This window comes from Amycolatopsis sp. WQ 127309 (genome assembly GCF_023023025.1).
Taxonomy (GTDB): Bacteria; Actinomycetota; Actinomycetes; order Mycobacteriales; family Pseudonocardiaceae; genus Amycolatopsis.
Window position 1 is genome coordinate 1,961,747 of record NZ_CP095481.1, and the last position, 22,474, is coordinate 1,984,220.

Consider the following 22,474-nt stretch of genomic DNA (forward strand, 5'->3'; position numbering starts at 1 on the left):
CACGGCGAGGGAGGTCGGATGGACGCTGTCCTGGCCGACCTCGCGCTGCATTGGCCGCTGTACGCGGCGATGCCGTTCATCGCCGCGCTGATCGGGTACGTCACCAAGCGCGTCGCGATCGAGATGATGTTCCGGCCGGTGGAGTTCCTCGGGATCCCGCCGCTGCTCGGCTGGCAGGGCGTCGTCCCGAAGCACGGCGGCCGGATGGCGGCCGTCGCGACGGAGCTGCTGACGGCGAACCTGCTCGACCTGAAAGAGGTCTTCGGCCGGATCGACCCGGTGATCATCACGAGCGAGCTGGAACAGCCGCTGCTGCGCGCGGTCGACCACATCGCGCGCGAGGTGCTCGCCGAGCACCACCCGCGGCTGTGGGAGGTCATGCCGACGCTCGCGCAGGAGATGCTGATCAAGCAGGTCCAGGCGTCGGCGCCGCGGCTGGTGCGGGAGTTCCTCGACGACGTCCGCGAGAACCTCGACGAGGTGCTCGACGTCCAGCACATGACGGTCCAGCGGCTCACCCGCGACAAGGCGCTGCTGGTGCGGCTGATCCGCGAGACGTCCCGGCCGGAGATGGCGTTCATCGCCCGGATGGGCATCTACTTCGGCTTCGGGCTGGGCCTGGTGCAGACGATCGTCTGGGCGTTCACGCGCGAGCCGTGGGTGCTGCCGGTGTTCGGCGGCGTGATCGGGCTGTGCACGGACTGGCTGGCGATCAAGCTGATCTTCGTCCCCCGCGAACCGGTCCGCGTCGGCCGCGTGATCTTCCAGGGCAAGTTCCAGCGGCGGCGCGCCGAGGTCGCCCGGCAGTACGGCGAGCTGATCGCGACCGAGGTCCTCACCGTCCAGAACCTGCTGGACGCCGTCCTGCGCGGCCCGCGCGCGGATCGCCTGGCGGCGATGGTGGAGCAGATGGTGTCGTCGGCGGTCGACACACAGATGTCGGCCTCGGTGCTGACGCTGACGGTGGGCGGCCCCCGGCTGCGCGAGATGAAGCACGCGGCCGCGACGAAGGCGCTGGAGCAGCTGCCGGACACGGCGCGCTACGCCGAGGGCTACCTGACCGAGGCGATGGACGTCGCGAAGATGATCGAGCAGCGGATGCTGGCGCTGACACCACTGGAGTTCGAGGGCCTGCTGCGCCCGGCGTTCCGCCAGGACGAGTGGAAGCTCATCGCGGTCGGCGGGGTGATCGGGTTCCTGGTCGGGGAGCTGCAGGTCCTGCTGATGCTGGGCTGAGTTTGCACCCGCACATTCACTTTCCCTAGGAAAGATGCGTCCAGGGGTGCCTCAAGCGCATCTTTCTCGGCGAAAGTGACGCTCTTCAGGCCACCGGGGTCAGCTCGGCGGCCGAGGTCACCGCGCGCACCCGCGTCCGGCGGTCGCGTCGCCAGGCGATCAGGCGGCAGACCACGTAGATCAAGAACGAGATCGCCGTGACGAACGCGCTCACCGGCAGGCCCGGGGCCAGCGACAGCACGATCCCGCCCAGCGCCGACACCTCCGCGAAGACGATCGCCAGCACCGTCGCCTTCCAGGGGGACGCCGTCACGCGCGCCGCCGCGGCGGCCGGTGTCACCATCAGCGCCACCACCAGCAGCGAGCCGACGACCTTCACGCTCAGCGCCGTCGAGATGCCCACCAGCAGCGCGAACACCACCGTCAGCGTCTTCACCGGGACGCCGCGCGCGATCGCCACGTTGCGGTCGACCGACGCGAACAGCAGCGGCCGGTAGACCAGCGCCAGCACGGCCAGCACCACCACCGACGACACCACGAACAACGTCAGGTTCGTCGAGTCGATGGTGATGATCTGGCCGGTCAGGATGCCGAACTTGTTGCCCGACCGTCCTTTGTAGAACGACAGGAACAGCACGCCCATGCCGAGGCCGAACGAGAGGATCACGCCGATCACCGAGTCGCGGTCGGCGTCTCGCGCGCCCAGGATGCCCAGCAGCAGGGCCGCGACGACCGCGCCGATCAACGCGCCGTACTCGACGCCGATGCCCAGCAGCAGCGCCGCCGCGCCGCCGGTGAAGGCCAGCTCGGACGTGCCGTGCACGGCGAACGACATGCGGCGCATCACGATCAGCGGGCCCAGCACCCCGGCCACCAGCCCGAGGATCGCGGCCGCCAGCAACGCCGTCTGGACGCCTTCGAGCTCGGTGATCAGCTCCCAGGTCTTGCCGAAGTCGAACAGATCCAAGACTCAGCCCACTTGTTCTTCGACGTCGTGTTCGTGGTGGTGCGGCTCTTCCTCGCACGGCGAGCTCTGCGAACCCGCGATGTGGATCTGGCCGCCGACCTCGAGCACCTCGACGCGCGCGCCGTACAACTGCGACAACGTCTCGGTGTTCATCACCTCGTCCGGCTTGCCGATCCGGAAAGAGCCGTTGACCAGGTACAATACCCGGTCGACGAAGGGCAGCACCGGGTTGATCTCGTGCGTCACGAACAGCACCGCGGTGCCGGACGTGCTGCGCCGCTCGTCGATCAGCTCGCTGATCGCGCGCTGGTGTGCCAGGTCCAGCGACAGCAGCGGCTCGTCGCAGAGCAGCACCTCGGGGTCGCCGACCAGGGCTTGGGCGACCCGCAGCCGCTGCTGCTCGCCGCCGGACAGCCGGCCGACGGGCTGCTTCGCGTACCGCGTCGCGCCCACCGCTTCGATGGCTTCGGCGACCCGACGGCGGCGGGCGGCCATGCCGAACAGGCCCGGGCCCCAGCGGTGCCCGTCGAGGCCCAGCCCGACCAGGTCGACGCCGCGCAGCGTGAGCGATTCGTCGATCGCGCGCTGCTGCGGGATGTAGCCGACCTTGCGGTTCGCACCGCCCGGGCGGCCGCCGGCGATCTCGACCGTGCCCGCGGACAGGCCCTGCATACCGAGCAACGCCTTGAGCAGGCTGCTCTTGCCGGAGCCGTTCGGGCCGAGCACCGCGAGGAACTCCCCGGGCTCGACGACGAGGTCGAGGCCCGACCAGAGCGTCCGGGGACCGAACGCGAGACCCGCGCCGCGGACCCGGACCGCGGGGCGTACGTCGTCGGAGACTGGGGACATGCTCAGCTCAACGCTTTCGCGAGTGCATCGACTTCCCCGGTCATCCAGCCAATGTAGTCCGTCACACCCTGGGGCAGCGTTTCGGTCACGTCCACGACGCCGATCCCGGCGGCCTTCGCCTGGCCGACGACGTCCTGGGTCAGCGGCGTCACCGTCTGGGCGTTGTTGATCAGCGCCTTGACCTGCTTGGTGGCGATGAGCTGCTTGTACTCGCTGACCGCGCCCGCCGGGACGTCCGTGTCGTTCTCCACCGCGTCCGAAAACGCCTTGGGCGTCGCGTCCGTCAGCTTCGCGCTCTGGAGCAGGTAGTGCGCGACCGGCTCGGTGACGACGACCTTCACGCCCGGGTGCGCCGCGCCCAGCTCGCCGAGGCGCTTCTCCAGCGCGTCGACCTTCGCCTTGAACGCGGCCGCGTTGTCGGTGAAGAGCTGCTTCGACGCCGGCTGCAGCTCGCCGAGCTGCGCGGCGACCTGGTCGGCCACCTTGTCGACGCCCGGCAGGTCGTACCAGACGTGCTCGTTCTCGTCGCCGGTCGCGGCGATGTCGTAGGCGACGAGCTTCTTCGCGTCGCCCGCCTGGTCGGTGAGCTTGCCGAAGAACTCGTCGTAGCCGCCGCCGTTGGACAGCAGCAGCTGCGCGTCCTTGGCCGCCAGCGCGTCTTCGGCCGTCGTCTCGTAGGAGTGCGGGTCGGCCGAGGGGTCGTGGATGACCGACTTGACCTCGACCTTGTCGCCGCCGACGGCGCCGGCCACGCTGCCCCAGACGTCGGTCGAGGCGACGACCTTGATCTTGCCGTCACCGCCGGACTGGCCGCCGCCGTCGGCGCCGGACGACCCGCCGCCGGAGCATGCGGCGAGCGCGAAGAGGGACAGGGCCGAAGCAGCGGCGAGCGCGCTCCTGGTGCGGCGGGAACTCATCGGGGACTCCTGCGAGAGATGCACGACTGCTAATGGAAACCGTTGTCAGATTCACTTTACCCCATCCGGATGACACCCTGGCAATCCGATCGTGGCTGGTGTATGCGCCGACGTGCATACGGATCGAGACATCGACCACGCGGGGTGTCTCTTCAGGAAAACGATCTGAACCGTTACGGTTTGCTGATGGGACGTCCTATTCGCACCCGGAGGCAGGCGACACTGGCGTCGCTCGCGGCGGAGCTCGGTGTGTCCAGGACCACGGTGTCCAACGCCTACAACCGGCCGGACCAGTTGTCCCCGGAACTGCGCCGCCGGGTCCTCGAGACCGCGCGGCGCCTCGGCTACCCCGGTCCCGACCCCGTCGCCCGCTCGCTGCGCACCCGCAGGGCCGGCGCCGTCGGGCTGCTGCTCACCGAAAACCTCTCCTACGCTTTCCGCGACCCCGCCGCCGTCGGCGTGCTCGAAGGACTGGCCCTGGCCTGCGAAGACGCCAGCGTCGGCCTCCACCTGGTGCCGGCCAGCCCGGGCCGGGAGGACGTCGCCGCGGTGCACCGCGCGGGTGTCGACGGCTTCGTCGTCTACTCCGTGCCGGACGACGACCCGCACCTGGCCGCCGTGCTGGAGCGGCCGGTGCCGACGGTGATCATCGACCAGCCGAGCATCGAGGGGATCGACCGCGTCGGCCCGGACGACGCGGCGGCGGTCGGCAAGATCGCCGAGCACCTCGTCGGCCTCGGCCACCGGCAGGTCGGCGTCATCTGCATGCGGCTGGCCCGCGAGCGCAACGACGACTTCGTCTCCCCGGCGCGCCAGAGCGGCGCGCACTTCCACGTCCAGCGCACCCGGCTCGAAGCGCTCGCCGTGGCCTTCTCCGGCGCCGGCGTCGACTGGGCGGGCGTCCCGGTGGTCGAGCGGTTCGACCACACGGTGGACGACGGCGCGTCCGCCGCCCGGCAGCTGCTCGACGCGTACCCGCAGATCACGGCCGTGATCTGCACCTCCGACATCCTCGCGCTCGGCGCCATGGCCGAAGCCGAACGCCGCGGGCTGCGCGTGCCGCAGGACCTGACCGTCACCGGTTTCGACGGCATCGCCGAAGCCGAGCGGATCGGGCTCACCACCGTGCACCAGCCGGTGCTCGAGAAGGGCAAGGCGGCCGGACGGCTGCTGCTCAGCTCGGGCGAGCGGAGCGCGCCGAAGGTGATCACGCTGCCGACCGAGCTGCGCATCGGCCGGACGTCGGCGCCGCCGCGGACCGTCGAGGAGCCCTGGTTCGGGGGCTGAGCGCCGGCTTTCGCCGTGACTTTGCTCGTATCCCGTTGCCCGATCGAGCACCGGCCGGTCAAATGGTGGGGTACGCCCGCGCCGCGGGGCCACTGGCCGGAAGGTGACCGATGACCTCGATCGACGTACTGCTCAAGCGGAACCAAGAACTCGGCGAAGTCACGCCCGGCGACCGCTCGTCACCGAAGCCGTCACTCCAGGTGGCCGTCCTGACTTGCATGGACGCCCGCATCCGGGTGTTCGAGCTCTTCGGCCTGCTCCAGGGCGAATCGCACGTCCTGCGCAACGCGGGCGGCGTGGTGACCGACGACATGATCCGGTCGCTGGCCCTGTCGCAGCGCAAGCTCGGCACCCGCGAGGTCCTGATCGTGCAGCACACCGAGTGCGGCCTCTCGATGGTCACCGAAGACGACTTCAAGGATGAGCTCGAGAGCGACACCGGACTGCGCCCGACCTGGGCGGTCGAGGCGTTCCGCAACGTCGAGAACAGCGTCCGGACGTCGGTGGAACGCGTGCGCCGCAGCGACTTCCTGCCGCACACCGACAACGTCCGCGGCTTCGTCTACGACGTCAAGACCGGACGGCTTTCCGAGGTCGAGTAGCCTTCACGTTCAGATGTCGTCACCATCTGAACAGGAACCGACGTGCGCGTCCTCTTCGCCGGCCTCGCCTCGGCCGGGCACACCTATCCGCTGATCCCGCTCGCCATCGCGGCGCGGGAGGCCGGGCACGAGGTGCACTTCGCGGCCGGTGAGAACGTGCACGCGCCGCTGGTCCGGAACGGGCTCCGGCCCTTCCGGCCGGCGGATTCGTTCTACGAGATCTACGCCGAAGACCTCGAACCGGAGCTGACGCGGCTGCGGCCTGACCTCGTGGTGCACGGCTGGGGCGTGCCCGAGGCGGCCGTCGCCGCGGAGCGCGCCGGAATCCCCGCCCTCTGGCACGGGTTCGGCCGCATGTTCCCGGACGGGATCGGGTTCGAGCGCCCGAGCGGCGGGGTCCACCTGGACATCTGCCCGCCGTCCCTGCAGGACGCGGACTTCCTCGCGACGGCCGAGCGGATCGCCCTGCGTCCGGTGCCGTACTCCGAACCCGGCCCCTCCGAGCGGCCGCCGCGGCCACTGATCTACCTGACGCTCGGCACCGCGTTCGGCACCGCCGAGGTGCTCACCACGGCGATCCGGGGCCTGGCCCGCCTGGACGCCCACGTGGTCGTCGCCTCCGGCCGGGTGCGTCCGGACGACCTCGGCGAACTGCCGGCCGACGTCACGGTCCGGGCCTGGGTGCCGCAGGCCGACGTGGTGGCGCGCGCCGACCTGGTCGTGCACCACGGTGGCAGCGGCACGATGCTCGGCGCGCTCGCCGAGGGCGTCCCGCAGCTGGTCCTGCCCCAGGGCGCCGACCAGTTCGCCAACGCGGAAGCCCTCGTCACCGCAGGCGCGGGACTGCGCCTCCTGCCCGGCGAGCTGAGCGCGGACGCCGTCACCGAGCAGGCCCGGAGGCTGCCGTCCTGCCGTGACGCGGCGCGCGCGGTCGCCGCGGAGATCGCCGCCACGCCGTCGCCGGACGAGGTCGCTCGCGAGCTGCCGAAGCACGCGAAGTAGCCTCCCGGCGTGGCTGTGGACGCTGACGTACTGCTCGACTGGTTCTCCGCGCACGGCCGGGACCTGCCCTGGCGCGAGCCCGAGTGCTCGGCCTGGGGCGTCCTGGTCAGCGAAATCATGCTGCAGCAGACGCCGGTCGCGCGCGTCGAGCCGATCTGGCGCGAGTGGCTGGCGCGCTGGCCGGTGCCCTCGGCGCTGGCCGCGTCGTCCCAGGGCGAGGTCGTGCGGGCCTGGGGCAAGCTCGGTTACCCGCGCCGCGCGCTGCGGCTGCACCAGGCGGCGGGCGTGATCGCGGCCGAGCACGGCGACGTCGTCCCGTCCGATGTGGACACCCTGCTCGCGCTGCCGGGGATCGGCGCCTACACCGCGCGGGCCGTCGCCGCGTTCGCCTACGGGCGGCGTGCGCCGGTCGTGGACACCAACGTGCGGCGGGTCGTCGCGCGGGCGGTGCACGGCGCCGGCGACGCCGGGCCCGCGTCGAACACCCGCGACATGGCCGACGTCGAGGCGCTGCTGCCGGCCGACGACGCGCCGGCGGCCCGGTTTTCGGCCGCGATCATGGAACTCGGCGCGCTGATCTGCACCGCGCGCGCCCCGCGTTGCGCGGATTGCCCGGTGTACGACGAGTGCGCGTGGCAGCACGCCGGCCGGCCCGAGTACGCGGGCCCGGCCAAGCCGGTGCAGAAGTTCGCCGGCACCGACCGGCAGGTCCGCGGGCGGCTGCTCGACGTCCTGCGCGGCACCGAGGGCCCGGTCGAAAAAGCGAAGCTGGACCTGGTCTGGCACGACGACGGCCAGCGTGATCGTTGCCTGGACTCCCTGCTGGTCGACGGCCTGCTGGAGCAGACCCGCGACGGCCTCTTCGCACTTCCGGGCGAACACTGACGCGCTACGACAAAAGTTGGTCAATAGTTGTCAACGGCGCGCTCCGGAGCTACCTTCTGCTGATTGCATTCCGGCGGAAGGTTCTCGCAATGGCGGACTTTGACCGCCGTGCCCTGCTGAAGGCGGGATTCACGGCGACCGCGGTCGGAACACTGGGGCTGACCGGGGTTCGAACAGCGGCAGCGGCGGCGGCAACACCGACCATCCACAGCACGGCCGAATGGAAAGCGCGGGCCGCGACCGGCGCGATCGTGGTCGAGAACCACAAGCCGACGTACATCGTCGTGCACCACACCGTGGATCCGGGGAACGTCACCGACTACTCGCTGGCCCACGCGCTCCAGATCTCGCGGGACATCCAGAACTTCCACATGGACACGCGCGGCTGGATCGACACCGGCCAGCAGTTCACGAACAGCCGCGGCGGCTTCATCACCGAGGGCAGGCACCGCAGCCTGGAGATCCTGCGCGGCGGCACCCAGCACGTGCAGGGCGCGAACGTCGGCAACCACAACAGCGAGTGCATCGGCATCGAGAACGAAGGCCTGTACAGCACGGTCGACGTCCCGGTGGCGCTGTGGAACTCGCTGGTGGGCCTGGTCGCCTACATCGCGCACCAGTACGACATCACGCCCGAGTTCATCAAGGGCCACCGCGACTTCAACTCGACGGAGTGCTGCGGCCAGGTCCTCTACGACCGGCTGCCGGAGCTGCGGACGGCGGTCGGCCGCGTGCTCGGCGTCTCGGTCGCGCGATCGGACGTCGCGGAGTGGCCGCTGCTGAAGCCCGGCGACACGGGCCGGCGGGTGCAGCTCGCGCAGCAGTTCCTGCGCGCGGCCGGCGCCGACGTGCCGGCCGACGGCGTCTTCGGAGCGTCCACAAAGGACGCCGTGGCGGCGCTGGCGGCCCGGGCCGACCTGCCGCGCGACACGTGCACGGCGGCGAAGGCGGCCGACGAGACGGGCTTCCTCGGCTCGGACGTCTGGCCGCTGATCGTCCCCGCGGACCGCTCCACGGCGGCCTGGCGAGCGGACCTGTCCCGGGCCTAGCGGTTCAGGACCTGGGACAGGAAGGCCTCGACGGCGCCCCGGTAGGTCTCCGGGGCTTCGTCGTGGGGCAGGTGGGCCGAACCGGGGACGACCAGGTGTTTCGCGCCCGGCACCCGGGCGGCGACCAGCGCCTGCTGGCCCGCCGGCATGGCCGTGTGCTCGCCCTCGACCACCAGCAGCGGGCAGCGGATTCCGTCCACAGTGGACCAGTAGTCGACGCGGCCCCACTCGGCGGCGATGACGTACAGGTCTTCGAGGTCCGCGACGAGGTGGTAGCCGTCGGGACGCTCCTCGACGCAGTCGGTGAAGTACTCGCCCGCGTCGCCGAAGAACTCCCGGACGTGGTCGAGCGATTCGAACGGCACCGGCCAGCTCTCGAAGTAACCACGCCAGGTCTCCACGGTCCGGCCGCGCTGGTCCGGCGCGAAGTCCTCGGACACCACCGCGCGCACCAGCTCCGGGTACCGCGCGGCCGTCGCCCACGCGTGCAGGCCGCCCATCGAGTGCCCGATCAGCACCGCCGGGCCGGCGTCGAGGGTGCGCAGCGCGGCGGCGACGTCGGCGGCGAACCGCTCGGTCGTCCACGGCCCGACCCGCGGCGCGCTGCCGTGGCCGCGCGCGTCGAGACCGTAGACCGCGCCGTAGGGCCGGAGCCACTCCGCGACCCGCCGCCACGTCCGCGCCCGGCCCATCAGGCCGTGGAGCAGAACGATCGGCACGCCGCTGCCGCCGAAACAGAGCACGCGGCCACCTAACCACAGATCCGCAGGTGCGGAACGTGACCGAGTGGTCGCGCACGATGACCTAGGCTGGTCGCATGCGCCGCCGACTCACCGCCCTCGCCCTCTGCAGTGTGGTGATCTCCGCCGCGGCCTGCAGCGGTGACGCCGTCCCGGCGCCGCCGCCACCGCCGCCCATGCACCCGGTGCCCGGAGCGTCCGGCGCCGGTGATCCGTATTACCCGGACGACGGCAACGGCGGTTACGACGCCCTGCACTACGACGTCGACGCGACCTACGACCCACCGAGCGGCCGGCTCGACGGCGACACGACCGTCACGGCCAAGGCGACCCAGGACCTCAGCCGGTTCGACCTCGACCTGCGCGGACTCGACGTCGCCGGTGTCGAAGTGGACGGGCAGCCGGTGAAGTTCAGCCGGGAGAAGGCGTACGAACTGGTCGTCACGCCGGCGGCGCCGATCCGCGCCGGGACGACGTTCCGCACGCGCGTCCGCTACGGCGGTGATCCGGCGAAGACCCCGCACGGCGGCGGCAGCGAGAACGGCTGGCAGCACTCGGCCGACGGCGGCGCGTTCATGGTCGGCGAGCCGCACTCGGCCGCGTTCTGGTACCCGGTCAACGAGACCCCGCGCGACAAGGCCACCTTCACGCTCACCGCGCACGTCCCGGACGGCTGGACGGTGATCTCGAACGGCCGCGAGCTGCCGCCGGTCCACGCCGGCAGCAAGACCACGACGACGTGGACCGAGACGAACCCGGTGGCGAGCTACCTGACGACCGTCGCGATCGGCAAGTTCAGCGTTGACCGATCGACGCTGCCGGACGGCACCCCGGTCGTCTCCGCGTACGCGCCCGGCGCCGAGGCCCACCGCGCGACCGGCGACCGGCTGCCCGAGATCCTCACCTTCCTGACCGGCAAGTTCGGGCCGTACCCGCAGTCGGCGGCCGGCGGGATCTACCTGAACGAGGACATCCACTTCTCGCTGGAGACGCAGACCCGGCCGACGTACGCGAAGTGGGCCGAGCTGCTGACGCTGGTGCACGAGAACGCCCACCAGTGGTTCGGCGACTCGGTGTCGGTGGCCGACTGGTCCGACGCCTGCCTGAACGAGTGCTTCGCGTCGTACGCGCAGTGGCTGTGGGGCGAGCGCGAGGGCCAGAACCTCGACGACCGCTACCGCGCGGCGATCGAGCTGACCCGCGGCAGCACCGACTTCTGGAGCCGCAAGCTGGTCGGCATGGGTGCCGGCCACGAGTTCGAAGGCGTCTACGACAAGGGCATCCTCGCCCTGCACGCGCTGCGCCGCAAGATCGGCGACCCGGCGTTCGACCGCCTCCTGCACGAGTGGCCGGCCCGCTACCGCCACGCGAACGCAACGTGGACCGACTTCGAGAAGCTGGCCGGCAGCATCGCGGGCCAAGATCTCCACGCCTTCTTCACCGACTGGTTCCACGGAACCGCGCTACCGGCGGACGCCGATCTCTTCCCCGGCAGCCTGCGCAGCTGACCCGCACCGCGTGTCGACACGGCGTCAGTAGGGTGGAGCCATGAGTGTTGTGAAGATCAACGCGATCGAGGTTCCCGAAGGTTCCGGCGCCGAGCTGGAGAAGCGGTTCGGCGCGCGGCTGCACGCCGTGGACCAGCAGCCCGGCTTCCTCGGCTTCGAGCTGCTGCGGCCGGTTTCCGGCGAGACTCGCTACTTCGTCTACACGAAGTGGGAGACGGAGGAGGCCTACCAGGCCTGGGCGACCGGTGGCGCCGCCGCGGCCGCGCACGCCGGGGAGCGGGCCAAGCCCGTGTCGAGTGGTGCCAGCCTGCTGGAGTTCGAGGTCGTCCTCGGCTCGCAGCCGGGTGAGTGACCTCGCCCGCGCCGCGGAGTTGCTCGACGGTGCCGGCGCGCTCCTGATCTGCGCCGGCGCCGGGATGGGCGTCGACTCCGGGCTGCCGGACTTCCGGGGCGGCGAAGGGTTCTGGCGCGCGTACCCGCCGTACGCGCGGCTCGGCCTGCGGTTCGAGGAGATCGCCGACCCGCGCCACTTCGCCGAGGACCCCGAGCTGGCCTGGGGGTTCTACGGCCACCGGCTGGACCTCTACCGCAAAACGGTCCCCCACCGCGGTTTCGGCCTGCTGCGCGAACTCCGGCCGGCCGGCGGCGTCCGCGTCTTCACGTCCAATGTGGACGGCCAGTTCCAGGAGGCGGGCTTCGAGCACGTCGCCGAGGCGCACGGGTCGATCCACCACCTGCAGTGCCTGTCCGGCTGCACCACGGACATCTGGCCGGCCGACGTCGACGTCCGCGTCGACGAAGAGACGATGCGCGCGGTGCCGCCGCTGCCGTCGTGCCCGCGCTGCGGCGGCTTGGCCCGCCCCAACATCCTGATGTTCGGCGACCACGAGTGGGTGCCGGACCGCAGCCAGGCCCAGCTCGACGAGCTGACGACGTGGCGCCGCACGGCGCGCGACCTCGTCGTGGTGGAGCTGGGCGCGGGCCAGGCGGTCCCGACGGTCCGCCGCTACAGCGAACTCGCCAGCGCCGCGACGGGCGCGTTGATCCGCATCAACCCGCGCGAACCCCGGATCCGCCACGGCCGTGGCGTCTCGATCGCGGCCGGTGCGCTGGAGACGCTCGAAAAGCTGAGCTGATCAGGGCAGTTGCACCTCGGCGAAGACCGCGCGGTGGTCGCTGCCCGGGACGTCGAACACGCCGTAGTCCCGGACCGCCGCGCGGTTGTCCACCACGACGTGGTCGATCGTCACCAGTGGCAGCGACGACGGCCACGTCGGCGTCAGCCCCGAGCCGTGCTGCTCGGCCGCGTCGTTGTAGCCGCGGGACAGGACCGTGCGGAACGCCGCGTGGTCCAGGGTCGCGTTGAAGTCGCCCGCGAGGATCCGGAGGCCGTGCTCGCCCGCCGCGCGGGAGAGGTCCTTCGTCTCGCGCTCCCACTGCGGGGTGTCGACGTCCGGGGAGATCGGGTGGACGGCGACGATCTCCACGACCACGCCGTCGCCGAGGTCGGCCTGGGCACCCGGCTGCTTGGCCGCGGAATCACCCGTCAGGTTGACCTCCGTCAGGGGGAACCGCGACACGATCCCCGAGCCGAACGCGCCGGGCGCGGGGTGCAGGACGCGGTACGGCAGGGTCTGGAACAGCCCGGCCGCGGTCAGGCCGTCGACCACGCGGGGCGTCATCTCGACCAGGTTCAGCACGTCGATCCGCTGCGCGCGCACCAGGTCGACGACGGCTTTCGGGTCCGCCTGGCCGTAGAGCAGGTTCGAGGAGAGCACGCGCAGTGTCTTGCCGTGCGCGTCGCGTTGGTCGCTCGCCGACACCCGCGGCACGACCAGGACGGCCAGCACGATCGCCAGCACCAGCGCGACCCCGCCGACCCACCACCGGCGGCACACCAGCGCCAGGCCGCCGGCCAGCACGCCGTACAGCACCGCGTACGGCGTCAACGACAGCGCGACCAGGATGTACCAGTCGCCGTCGAAGCCGACCAGGCGCAGCACGACCAGCACCGCCAGCGGCACCACCGGTACCACCAGCAGGGCCGTGACCAGCGGGTTCTTCCGCCGCACCCGCGTCTCTTCCGTTGTCACCATGCAGCCGAGTATGCCGAGGTCGCCGCCGGACGGCCCGGGCGGCGACCACACCTCCACAACATCTCCACCGGCGCTGCCAGCGCCGGACAGCCGCTGTCAGCGCGCTGTGCGCGCCCTGCCAGCCCGGACGTCCACTGTGGTCCTCACAGCGACCAGCGAAGGAGGACGCCCATGTCGCACGCGATCCAGGCCGAAGGCCTGGTCAAGCATTTCGGGGAAACCAAGGCGCTGGACGGGGTGGACCTCGAGGTCCCCTACGGCCAGGTGGTGGGGGTGCTCGGGCCGAACGGCGCGGGCAAGACGACCGCGATCCGCATTCTGGCGACGTTGATGAAACCCGACTCCGGGAGAGCCACGGTCGGGGGCTACGACGTGGTCTCCGACCCGGTCCGGGTCCGCAGCCTGATCGGGCTGACCGGGCAGTACGCGTCGGTCGACGAGGACCTCAACGGCATCGAGAACCTGATGCTCATCGGCCGGCTGTACGGCCTGCCCCGGGCTCAGGCCCGCAAGCGCGCCACCGAGCTGATCGAGCGGTTCGAGCTGACCGGCGCGGCCAAGCGGGCGATCCGGACGTTCTCGGGCGGCATGCGGCGCCGGATCGACCTGGCCGCCAGCCTCGTCGGCGGCCCCGAGGTGCTCTACCTCGACGAACCGACCACCGGGCTCGACCCGCACGCCCGCAACGAGGTCTGGGACGTCGTCCGCAACCTCGTCGCCGACGGCGCGACGGTGCTGCTGACCACGCAGTACCTGGAGGAGGCCGACCAGCTGGCCGACAAGATCACCGTGTTCGACCACGGCCGCGTCGTCGCCGACGGCCGGGCCGACGAGCTGAAGCGCCGCGTCGGCGGGCAGACGCTGCAGGTGCGTCCGACCCAGCTGTCCGACATGGACGCCGTCAACCGGATCCTCGGCGACCTCAGCGGCGTCCGGCCCACCCGGGACGACGCCTCCGGGCTGCTCACCGCGCCGGTCAGCGACCCGGTGCTGCTGTCCACGTTGGTCCGCAAGCTCGACGAGGCCGGGATCACCGCGGACGAGCTGGCGCTGCGGCTGCCCAGCCTCGACGAGGTGTTCCTCGCGCTGACCGGGCACGCCGCCGATGAACCCAAGAAGGACACCCGCGACCTCGAAGGGAGCCTGGCATGACGACCTTGGCACTCGACCGCCCGGCCCCGCCGCGGCACATCAGCCCGGGAAAGGGCTTCCAGCACGCGCTTTCACTCGCGTGGCGCGGCGTGCTGAAGATCCGCAAGAACCCGGAGCAGCTGGCCGACGTCACGCTGATGCCGATCATCTTCCTGGTCATGTTCGTCTACCTGTTCGGCGGCGCGCTGTCCGGATCGACCGACGCGTACCTGCAGATGGTCGTGCCAGGCATCATGGTGATGAACATCCTGCAGGCGTGTCTCACCGTCGGCACGAACCTCAACACCGACATCACCAAGGGCGTGTTCGACCGGTTCCGCAGCATGCCGATCGCCCGGTCGGCACCCCTGATCGGCGCGGTGCTGGCGGACATCGTGCGGTACGTCGTCTGCCTGACCGTGCTGATGGTCGTGGCGACGATCATGGGCTACCGGATCGCGACCAGCCCCGGCGAGTTCGCCGTGGCGATCCTGCTGGCGCTGGCGTTCGGGCTCTGCTTCTGCTGGGGCTCGGTGTTCGTCGGCATGATCATGAAGTCGCCGGGCGCGGCACAGGCGCTGATGTTCGTCTTCATCATGCCGCTGACGTTCGGCAGCAACGTGTTCGTCAGCACGGCCACCATGCCGGGCTGGCTGAAGGCGTGGGCGGACATCAGCCCGGTGAGCCTGATGGCCAACGCGTTGCGCGGCCTGATGAACGGCGGCGCCGTCGCCGGTCCGCTGGCCGGGGCCCTGGCCTGGATGGCAGGCGCGGTCATCGTGTTCTTCCCGCTGGCCACCTGGGCCTACCGCCGGCGGGTCTGAGGGCGCGGGTGCACGGGGGTGACCCACGCCAGTAGCTGAAGGGGACGTTCGCGGGGGCGAGCGTCCCCTTCAGCTTTTGACCGCGTCCAGCTCCGCCAGCACCCAGCCGATCGTGTCCTCTTTGGACATCGCCCGGGCCTGCTCGTACCGCGCTTCGTAGTCCGGCAGCTCGTCGTTCAGCTCGACGCGAAGCTCCCGCAGCTCGGGGCTGCCGAGGTCGAGCCGGCCGCGGATGACGGCGGACGCCGCGAGCGCCCGGACCGCCACGTCGAGGCGGCCCTGCCGGGCGCGGATCAACGCCAGCAGCTCGACCGCCCCGGCCAGGTCCGGCATGTCGCCGCGGCGGTAGGTGGACCGGATCGCCGAGGCGGCGGGGGCTTCCGCCTCGTCGGCGTGGCCGGTGGCGAGGCTCAGCCGCGCTTCGGCCGCGCAGACCCACTCTTCGCCCATCCCGCCGGGGAACGCCGCGTCCCGCGCCAGCTCCGCGATGCGGTCGAGCTGCACCCGGGCCTCGGTCAGCCGGTCCGTGCGCACCAGCAGCTCCAGCCGGCCGAACATCAGGACGATCTTCTGCTGCGGGTTCGTGACGCTCGCGCCGTAGCGCTCGGCCGCTTCCTGGTCGCGCCAGGCACCTTCGATGTCGCCGGCCCGGGCCCGCTCCACGGCCAGCCGCCACCAGTGCTGGACGGCGTCTTCGTGCGAACGCAGCTCCATCGACATCGCCAGGCCCTGCTGGTAGGTCTCGATGGCCTTCGCGCTCTCGCCCGCCTGCGAAAGCGCGTACGCCTTGAAGCTCAGCGTCATCGCGATGCCCCAACGGTCGCCGACCTCGACGAAGCCGGCGTAAGCCAGGTCGCGCGCCCGGTCCGCGCCCTCGACGTCCCCCTCGTCGTCGAGCACGAAGCTCTCCACCCAGTGCCCGCCGGCGCGGGTCCACGCGTCCGCGCTCCGCTCCGACCGGCGCACCTCGCGGAGCGCGACGTCGCGGTCGCCGCCGAGGAAGGCCAGCATCGGCAGGGCCACCGAGAGCCCGGCGTAGCGGTCCATCGCGCCGGTGCGGACGCATTCGTCGACCACCGGCAGGGTGTCCGAGTCGTCGGTGCGCATCGGGACCATGTCCATCAGGTACAGGATCGCCCTGTAGGCCGCGGCGACGACGGCGGGCAGCCGGTCGCCGAAGGCGAGCGTCTCGCGGACCAGTCCACCGAACCGGCCGCTCTGACCGAGAATGGTGAGGTACCAGAACATCCCGTCCAGCAGCCCGATCGCGTTGTCCACATCGGACATCTCCAGCGCGCCGCGCAGCGCCGTGATCATGTTGGCGTTCTCGGCCTCGTACCGGGCGATCGCCGGCAGCTGTTCACGGGTGCGCAGCACCGGCTCCAGCCGGGCCGCCAGTTCGTTGTAGTACGTCGCCATCGCGCGTCGCGTCGCGTCGAGCTCGCCCGACTCCGCCAGGCGCTCGGTCGCGTAGGCCCGCAGCGTCTCCAGCATCCGGTAACGCGGCTCGCCGAGATCCCCCGGCACTGTGTCCACAATGGACTTCTCGACGAGGCTGCCGAGCACGTACGGGACGTCGGCCGCGAGCAGTGATTCGTCCGCGCAGACGGCTTCGACCGTCTCCAGCTCGGCGCCGCCGGTGAACACCGAGAGCCGCCGGGCCAGCACCCGCTCGGCGTCGGTCAGCAGGTCCCAGCTCCACTCGACGACCGCGCGCAGCGTCCGCTGACGCGGCAACGCCGTGCGGCTGCCCGAGGTGAGCAGCCGGAACCGGTCGCCGAGCCGGCCGGCGATCTGCGCGACCGTCATCGACCGCAGCCGCGCCGCGGCCAGCTCCAGGGCCAGCGGCATGCCGTCGAGCCGGCGGCAGATCTCGCCGACGTGGTCCACAGTGGACTGGTCGAGGACGAAGTCGGGGCGGACCGCGGCCGCCCGGTCGAGGAACAGCCGCGTCGAGTCCAGCTCGGCGGCTTCGGCGGGCGCGGCGCGTTCCGCGGGCACCGGCAACGGCCCCAGCGGGCAGAGCGCCTCCCCGGTGATCGCCAGCGGTTCGCGGCTGGTGGCCAGGATCCGCAGCCGCGGCGCGCGGTGCAGCAGGTCGTCCGCCAGCCGCGCGGCGGCGTCGACGACGTGCTCGCAGTTGTCCAGCACCAGCAGCGCGTCCGCGCCCCCGAGCACCTCGACGGCCTGCTCGAGCGGGTCCGCCGGGCGCCGGCGGACCTCGGTCTCGGTGCTGCGCATGTCACGGACGCCCAGCGCGCCCAGCAGCGCGGCCTCGACGTCGTCGGGGTCGCGGACGCCGGCCAGCGCGGCGAACCAGACCCGCCCCTGCTGGTGCACCGGGTGCCGGGACGCCGTTTCGGTGGCCAGCCGGGTCTTGCCGGCGCCGCCCGGCCCGGTCAGGGTGACCAGCCGGTTCCCGCCGAGCAGCTCGGCCAGCTGCTTGAGTTCGTCGTCCCGGCCGATGAACGTCGTCAGCCGCGTCGGCAGCCGGTCGGCCACCGGTGACGGCGGCGCGAACTCGCCCCGCAGCGCGGCCAGCTGGATCTCCTGCAGCTCGGCCGACGGGTCGACGCCGAGCTGGTCGGCCAGCGTGCGGCGCAGGCCGGAGTAGACGGTCAGCGCCTCGGACTGCCGCCCGGCGGCGCAGAGCGCGCGGATCAGCAGGCCGGCGAGCCGTTCGCGCAGCGGGTCGGCCTCGGCCGCGGCGGCCAGGTCGGGCAGGACGGCGGTGTGCTCGCCCAGGCGGATGAGTGCGTCGAAGCGGTCTTCGGCCGCCTCCGCGCGCAGGTCGGTGAGCCGCCGGGCCGGAGCTTGCGCGAACGGCGCGTCGAGGACGTCGGCGAGCGCACCGCCCTGCCACAGCGCGAGCGCCTCGGCGAGCAGCTCGGCCGCGCGGGCGGCCCGGCCGGCGGCGAGCTCACGGCGGCCTTCCGCGGCCAGCCGTTCGAAGCGCTCGGCGTCGACGTCCTCCCGGGCGACGGCGAGCCGGTAGCCGCCGGGGCCGGACTCGATCGCCACCGGCAGGGCCTTCCGCAGCCGCGAGACCAGCGACTGGAGGGCGTTCGGCGCGTCGGCGGGCGGCTCGGCACCCCAGAGGCCGTCGATCAGCGCGTCGGCCGGGACGGCCCGGCCGGCGTCCAGCGCCAGCCTGGCCAGGAGCATGCGGAGGCGGGCGCCGCCGATGTCGATCGGGGTGCCGTCGTCTTCCGCTGCCCGCAGCGGGCCCAGCAGCGCAACGCGCATGCACCCAGCTTTCCAGACCCTCGCTGAGGGCCGGGGGCGGATGCCCGGAGCGGCACCGACGGAAGGGTTGATTTTCCGGACAAATGCGACTTCGACCCGGCCCGGCACACAGCCGTGGCGCTACGTTGCGGGTTCACGCACCCCAGACGGACAGGAGCGTTCATGAGGGGCAAGAAACCGGTCGTGCTCGCGGCGGCCCTGCTCACCGGCATCTGCCTGAGCTCGGGCGTCGCCGCCGCCGGGAACGACTGGGGCGCCGCGAAGCCGGGCAGCGACGGCGCCGGGGACAGCTACTACCCCCAAGACGGCAACGGCGGCTACGACGTCGCCGACTACAACCTGAAGGTCACCTACGACCCCGCGTCGCACCAGCTCATCGGGCTGCAGGACATCACCGCGCGGGCGACGCAGGCGCTCAGCTCGTTCAACCTCGACCTGCGCGGGCTGACCGTCGACACGATCCAGGTCGACGGCCGCGGCGCGCGGTTCAGCCGGACCGGCGACCACGAGCTGGTCATCACGCCGTCGCGGCCGCTGCGGCGCGGCCAGAACTTCCAGGTAAAGATCGGCTACCACGGCGTGCCCGCGCCCATCGACGACCCGTCGCTGGGCAACAACGGCTGGCAGTACGCCCAGGCGGGCGGCGCGTTCGCCGCCGGCGAGCCGAAGTCGGCGACCACCTGGTACCCGGTCAACGACACCCCGCTCGACAAAGCCACGTTCCACCTCGCGATCACCGTGCCCGACGAGTGGGGCGTGATCGCCAACGGCCGCGAGAAGCCGTCCTTCAAGGCACCCGGCGGCGGCACGACGCACGTCTGGGCCGAGGAAACGCCGATCGTGCCGTACATGACGACGGTCGCGATCGACAAGTGGACCTTCGACCGGCAGAAGCGCAAGGACGGGACGCCGGTCGTCAGCGCGTTCGCTCCCGGCGTGCCGGATTCGACGAAGCAGGCCGAGGCGAGGCTGCCGGAGATCCTCGACTTCCTCGAGTCGAAGTTCGGCAAGTACCCGATCGACGCCGCGGGCGGCATCTTCCTCAACGAGCAGATCGGCTTCTCGCTGGAGACGATGAGCCGGCCGATCTACTCCGCGGGCTGGGCCGGCACGGTCCCGACGATCGTCCACGAGAACGCCCACCAGTGGTACGGCGACTCGGTGGCCGTCGACCACTGGCGTGACGTCTGCATGAACGAGTGCTTCGCCTCCTACGCCACCTGGCTCTGGGACGAGGCCAAGAACGGCGTCGACCTGGACAAGCAGTACGCGGACGACGTCAAGAAGGCGTCGACGGCGTTCTGGAACGGCAAGCTCTACGACATGGGCGCCGGCAACGAGTTCACGTACGTGTACTCGAAGGGCCCGGTCATGCTGCACGCGCTGCGCAACTACATCGGGCAGAACGCGTTCGACCGGGTGCTCAAGACCTGGCCGTCGCTGCACCGGGGCGGCAACGCGAGCATGCAGGACTTCCAGCGCTACACCGAAAGCGTCGCGCACAAGAACCTCAAGGGCTTCTTCGACGCGTGGATCTACGGCACCGGCAAGCCGGCCGACCAGTACCTCTACCCGGGCGGCCTCAAGCCCGCCGCCTGAGCTTCGAGTCCGTGAATGCCACATCGAGGGACGTAGTGTCTCTTGATGTGGCATTCACGGACTTCGGGGAGGGAACCATGGCCAGGGTGCTGATGACGGGGTTCGCGCCGTTCGGCGGCGAGCCGGTGAACCCGTCGTGGCAGGCGGTGTCGGCGCTCGGGGCGCGGCGGGACGACGTCGCCGCCGTCGAGCTGCCGGTCGAGTTCGCGGCGTCGTTGCCCGCGCTGCGGCGGGCTCTCGAGGAGCACCGGCCGGAGCTGGTGGTTTGTGTCGGGCAGGCCGGCGGCCGGGTCGAGGTGACGCCGGAGCGGGTCGCGATCAACCTCGTCGACGCCCGCATCCCGGACAACGCCGGTGCCCAGCCGGTCGACGTCCCGGTCGTCGAAGGCGGCCCGGCGGCCTACTTCACGACGCTCCCGGTGAAGGCCTGCGTCGCGGCGATCCGCGCGGCGGGCGTCCCGGCGGCGGTGTCCCACACGGCCGGGACGTACGTCTGCAACCAGGTCTTCTACGGCCTCATGCACCTGCTGGCCACGGACTTCCCGGGTGTGCGCGGCGGTTTTGTGCACGTGCCGTTCAGCCCCGAGCAGGTCGCGGCGTCGGGCAAGACCGCGCCGTCGCTGGGCATCGACCGGATCGCCGACGCGCTGGAAGCCTTGGCGGACACGGCGTTGAAGCTCACGGAGGACATCGCGGTCAGCGCGGGCGCGGAGCACTGAAACCCGGGAGTGCTCGTCGCCGGCCCGTGAGTCAGGCCGGCTTGAGGTCGCTGGTGAAGTACGCGACGAGGTCTTCGGTGCGGCGGTCGCGGCCCGTGAAGTCGATCGAGACGTAGAGCGCGGCCGCCTCGCGGCCGTCCGCGCCGAAGAGCACGATCCCGGCGAGGGTGCCGACGCCGGCGACGTACCGGCCGTGCAGCCCGCCGCCGTCCCAGGTCCCGCGGACGACGGTGCCCTCGCCCATCTGCAGCTTCGCGCCCGCCTCGAAGGCGTCGACGGTCAGGCCCTGGTAGTAGGTGACGGCGCTGCTCTTGCCGGACCCGGCCGGGAAACCGCACGTGACGGCGGTCCGCGCGTGCACGATCCTGGCCACGCTGTCGGACTGCCGGCACGCGGCGCGGTCCGGCACCGTCCCGGCAAGTGATCGCAGGCAACCGGTGAACCCGGCCTGGTCGCGCTGCGCCGTGCTCGTGCAGTCCACTGTGGACTCGGCGGCGTCGGTGCGGGTCGCCAGCAGGACGACGGTCACCACGATCGCGACGACGACGAGCAGCGCGGCCGCGACGAGCAGCGGTTTCTTCTTGCTCGGCCGGGGTTCCGGTGGCGGCTGCGGCGGCCGGAAGGCCTGCTGCGGCCAGGGTTGCGGGCGCGGCGGGGCCGCGGGCGGGCGGACCGGCGCGAACGCGGGCACGGTGAGGTTCGGGTCGCTCGTCCCGAGCGGCACGTGGTGCAGCCCGAACGCGACGGCCGTCTCGGGCTGGTCCTGCGTGGCCGGCACGATGCCGAGCTGGCGGCCGAGCAGCCCGGCCAGCAACGGCATCCGGCTCGGCCCGCCGACCAGGTAGACGCCGGCGAGCTGCGCGGGGTTCAGCCCGGCGCGGTGGATGGTCGCAGCGAGCAGTTCGGCGCTGCGCAGCAGGCTCGGCCGCACGAGCGCCTCGAGCTCCGCACGGCTGACGAGGACGTCCCCGAACGGCTCGGGCATCGGCACGTCGGTCTGCGGGTGCCGGGAGAGGCTTTCCTTGGCGTCACGGACATCCTGGAGCAACGCGCGCCGCAGGCGGCGGTCGGCGGTCGTCTGCGGGCGCAGCAGCCGTTGCCACTGCGCCGGATCGGCGTGCGACACCGAGCGGCCGATGTGGACGAGCAGCGCCTGGTCGATGTCGAGGCTGCCCAGGTCGGGCAGGCCGTCCTCGGCGAGCACGGCGAAGCCGTGCGCGGACATGCCGACGACGGCGCAGTCGAAGGTGCCGGCCCCGAGGTCGTAAACCCCGATCGGCCCGGTGTCGCGGTTGCCGAGACTCCCGTAGTGCGCCGCGGCGGCCACCGGTTCGGGAACCAGCCGCACGTCGACGAGCCCGGCATCGGCGGCGGCGATCCGCAGGACTTCCTGCCGCGCCGCACCCCACCCGGCGGGGTGCGAGATCCGCGTCTGCCCGGGCAGCCGTCCCAGCTGCCGCCCGGCTTCCTCACCCATCCGCCGCAAGACGGCGGCAAAGGCGTCGGTGATCCGGACGGTGGCGCCGCCGAGCTGAAGGACGCCTTCGTCGATCCGCCGCTTGGGATTCGCCTCGAACCGGCTGGGATCGAGCCGCCCACCACGTTCGGCGTCCTGCCCGACGATGAGCAGGCCGTCATCGTTGAGGAAGACCGCGGAGGACATGGTGACGGACCCATCGACCTCGATGGCCCGCGGCCCCCGCCCGAACGCGGAGAGCACGCCGACCGTACTGGAAGTCCCGAAGTCGATCGACAAAACGTCCACGCGGCGTCCCCTCCCAAGGCCCGCGGGCATCGTCTCACGCGCCCGGACGACA

At 71.8% G+C, this 22,474-nt stretch carries 20 protein-coding genes; 13 read left to right on the top strand and 7 right to left on the bottom strand.

Annotated elements, in window-relative coordinates; all coding sequences use genetic code 11:
* Positions 1–18: 18 nt before the first annotated feature.
* Positions 19–1,236, top strand: coding sequence for a DUF445 domain-containing protein (locus tag MUY22_RS08755; protein ID WP_247058766.1), 1,218 nt, complete (start codon positions 19–21; stop codon positions 1,234–1,236).
* 85 nt (positions 1,237–1,321) lie between these two features.
* Here the strand turns inward: MUY22_RS08755 and MUY22_RS08760 are convergent, their stop codons facing one another.
* Genes MUY22_RS08760 through MUY22_RS08770 form a run of 3 tightly spaced genes read right to left on the bottom strand, consistent with a single transcriptional unit; the run spans position 1,322 to position 3,969 of the window.
* Positions 1,322–2,203 (bottom strand): metal ABC transporter permease, encoded by an 882-nt coding sequence (locus MUY22_RS08760; RefSeq protein WP_247058767.1) that lies wholly within the window; start codon positions 2,201–2,203, stop codon positions 1,322–1,324.
* 3 nt (positions 2,204–2,206) lie between these two features.
* Positions 2,207–3,052, bottom strand: a complete 846-nt coding sequence (locus MUY22_RS08765) for a metal ABC transporter ATP-binding protein (RefSeq protein WP_247058768.1) — start codon at positions 3,050–3,052, stop codon at positions 2,207–2,209.
* A 2-nt stretch (positions 3,053–3,054) separates the two neighbouring features.
* Positions 3,055–3,969, bottom strand: coding sequence for a metal ABC transporter solute-binding protein, Zn/Mn family (locus MUY22_RS08770; protein WP_247058769.1), 915 nt, complete (start codon positions 3,967–3,969; stop codon positions 3,055–3,057).
* A gap of 186 nt (positions 3,970–4,155) precedes the next feature.
* Between MUY22_RS08770 and MUY22_RS08775 the strand changes: the two genes are divergently transcribed.
* From MUY22_RS08775 to MUY22_RS08795, 5 genes are all read left to right on the top strand, one after another.
* The gene (locus tag MUY22_RS08775; protein WP_247058770.1) at positions 4,156–5,256 is read left to right on the top strand and encodes a LacI family DNA-binding transcriptional regulator; all 1,101 of its coding nucleotides are present in this window, start codon (positions 4,156–4,158) and stop codon (positions 5,254–5,256) included.
* Between the two features lie 110 nt (positions 5,257–5,366).
* Positions 5,367–5,858 carry a carbonic anhydrase gene (locus tag MUY22_RS08780; RefSeq protein ID WP_247058771.1) on the top strand — a complete coding sequence of 164 codons (492 nt, stop codon included), beginning with the start codon at positions 5,367–5,369 and terminating at the stop codon, positions 5,856–5,858.
* A gap of 42 nt (positions 5,859–5,900) precedes the next feature.
* Positions 5,901–6,860 carry a glycosyltransferase gene (locus MUY22_RS08785; RefSeq protein WP_247058772.1) on the top strand — a complete coding sequence of 320 codons (960 nt, stop codon included), beginning with the start codon at positions 5,901–5,903 and terminating at the stop codon, positions 6,858–6,860.
* Between the two features lie 9 nt (positions 6,861–6,869).
* A complete protein-coding gene (locus MUY22_RS08790; protein ID WP_247058773.1) occupies positions 6,870–7,745 on the top strand; it encodes an A/G-specific adenine glycosylase in 876 nt (291 codons plus the stop codon).
* Positions 7,746–7,834: 89 nt separating this feature from the next.
* The gene (locus tag MUY22_RS08795; protein ID WP_247058774.1) at positions 7,835–8,794 is read left to right on the top strand and encodes a peptidoglycan recognition family protein; all 960 of its coding nucleotides are present in this window, start codon (positions 7,835–7,837) and stop codon (positions 8,792–8,794) included.
* On the opposite strand, the gene MUY22_RS08800 is transcribed toward MUY22_RS08795, so the two are convergent.
* Positions 8,791–9,537, bottom strand: coding sequence for an alpha/beta fold hydrolase (locus tag MUY22_RS08800; RefSeq protein ID WP_247058775.1), 747 nt, complete (start codon positions 9,535–9,537; stop codon positions 8,791–8,793). The genes MUY22_RS08795 and MUY22_RS08800 overlap by 4 nt on opposite strands.
* Positions 9,538–9,611: 74 nt before the next feature.
* Between MUY22_RS08800 and MUY22_RS08805 the strand changes: the two genes are divergently transcribed.
* Genes MUY22_RS08805 through MUY22_RS08815 form a run of 3 tightly spaced genes read left to right on the top strand, consistent with a single transcriptional unit; the run spans position 9,612 to position 12,178 of the window.
* Positions 9,612–11,042, top strand: a complete 1,431-nt coding sequence (locus MUY22_RS08805; protein ID WP_247058776.1) for a M1 family metallopeptidase — start codon at positions 9,612–9,614, stop codon at positions 11,040–11,042.
* Positions 11,043–11,082: 40 nt separating this feature from the next.
* Positions 11,083–11,394, top strand: a complete 312-nt coding sequence (locus tag MUY22_RS08810) for an antibiotic biosynthesis monooxygenase (RefSeq protein WP_247058777.1) — start codon at positions 11,083–11,085, stop codon at positions 11,392–11,394.
* Complete coding sequence (locus tag MUY22_RS08815) at positions 11,387–12,178, top strand: Sir2 family NAD-dependent protein deacetylase (RefSeq protein ID WP_247058778.1); 792 nt, start codon at positions 11,387–11,389, stop codon at positions 12,176–12,178. Before MUY22_RS08810 ends, MUY22_RS08815 begins: the two co-directional genes overlap by 8 nt.
* On the opposite strand, the gene MUY22_RS08820 is transcribed toward MUY22_RS08815, so the two are convergent.
* On the bottom strand, positions 12,179–13,138 hold the full coding sequence (locus MUY22_RS08820; protein WP_247058779.1) for an endonuclease/exonuclease/phosphatase family protein: 960 nt from the start codon (positions 13,136–13,138) through the stop codon (positions 12,179–12,181). It abuts the gene before it with no gap.
* Positions 13,139–13,309: 171 nt separating this feature from the next.
* Here MUY22_RS08820 and MUY22_RS08825 point away from each other — a divergent pair, with 171 nt between their 5' ends.
* Positions 13,310–14,290, top strand: a complete 981-nt coding sequence (locus MUY22_RS08825) for an ATP-binding cassette domain-containing protein (protein WP_247058780.1) — start codon at positions 13,310–13,312, stop codon at positions 14,288–14,290.
* Positions 14,287–15,093, top strand: coding sequence for an ABC transporter permease (locus MUY22_RS08830; RefSeq protein WP_247058781.1), 807 nt, complete (start codon positions 14,287–14,289; stop codon positions 15,091–15,093). The genes MUY22_RS08825 and MUY22_RS08830 overlap by 4 nt, the downstream gene beginning before the upstream one ends.
* A 69-nt stretch (positions 15,094–15,162) precedes the next feature.
* On the opposite strand, the gene MUY22_RS08835 is transcribed toward MUY22_RS08830, so the two are convergent.
* Positions 15,163–18,339 carry a BTAD domain-containing putative transcriptional regulator gene (locus tag MUY22_RS08835; protein WP_247058782.1) on the bottom strand — a complete coding sequence of 1,059 codons (3,177 nt, stop codon included), beginning with the start codon at positions 18,337–18,339 and terminating at the stop codon, positions 15,163–15,165.
* Positions 18,340–18,501: 162 nt separating this feature from the next.
* On the opposite strand from MUY22_RS08835, the gene MUY22_RS08840 reads away from it, so the two are divergent.
* Together MUY22_RS08840 and pcp are read left to right on the top strand one after the other, a co-directional pair.
* Positions 18,502–19,938 (top strand): M1 family metallopeptidase, encoded by a 1,437-nt coding sequence (locus MUY22_RS08840; RefSeq protein WP_247058783.1) that lies wholly within the window; start codon positions 18,502–18,504, stop codon positions 19,936–19,938.
* Between the two features lie 77 nt (positions 19,939–20,015).
* Positions 20,016–20,657 carry a pyroglutamyl-peptidase I gene (gene pcp, locus MUY22_RS08845; protein WP_247058784.1) on the top strand — a complete coding sequence of 214 codons (642 nt, stop codon included), beginning with the start codon at positions 20,016–20,018 and terminating at the stop codon, positions 20,655–20,657.
* 31 nt (positions 20,658–20,688) lie between these two features.
* Here the strand turns inward: pcp and MUY22_RS08850 are convergent, their stop codons facing one another.
* Positions 20,689–22,422 carry an Hsp70 family protein gene (locus MUY22_RS08850; protein WP_247058785.1) on the bottom strand — a complete coding sequence of 578 codons (1,734 nt, stop codon included), beginning with the start codon at positions 22,420–22,422 and terminating at the stop codon, positions 20,689–20,691.
* Between the last annotated feature and the right edge of the window lie 52 nt (positions 22,423–22,474).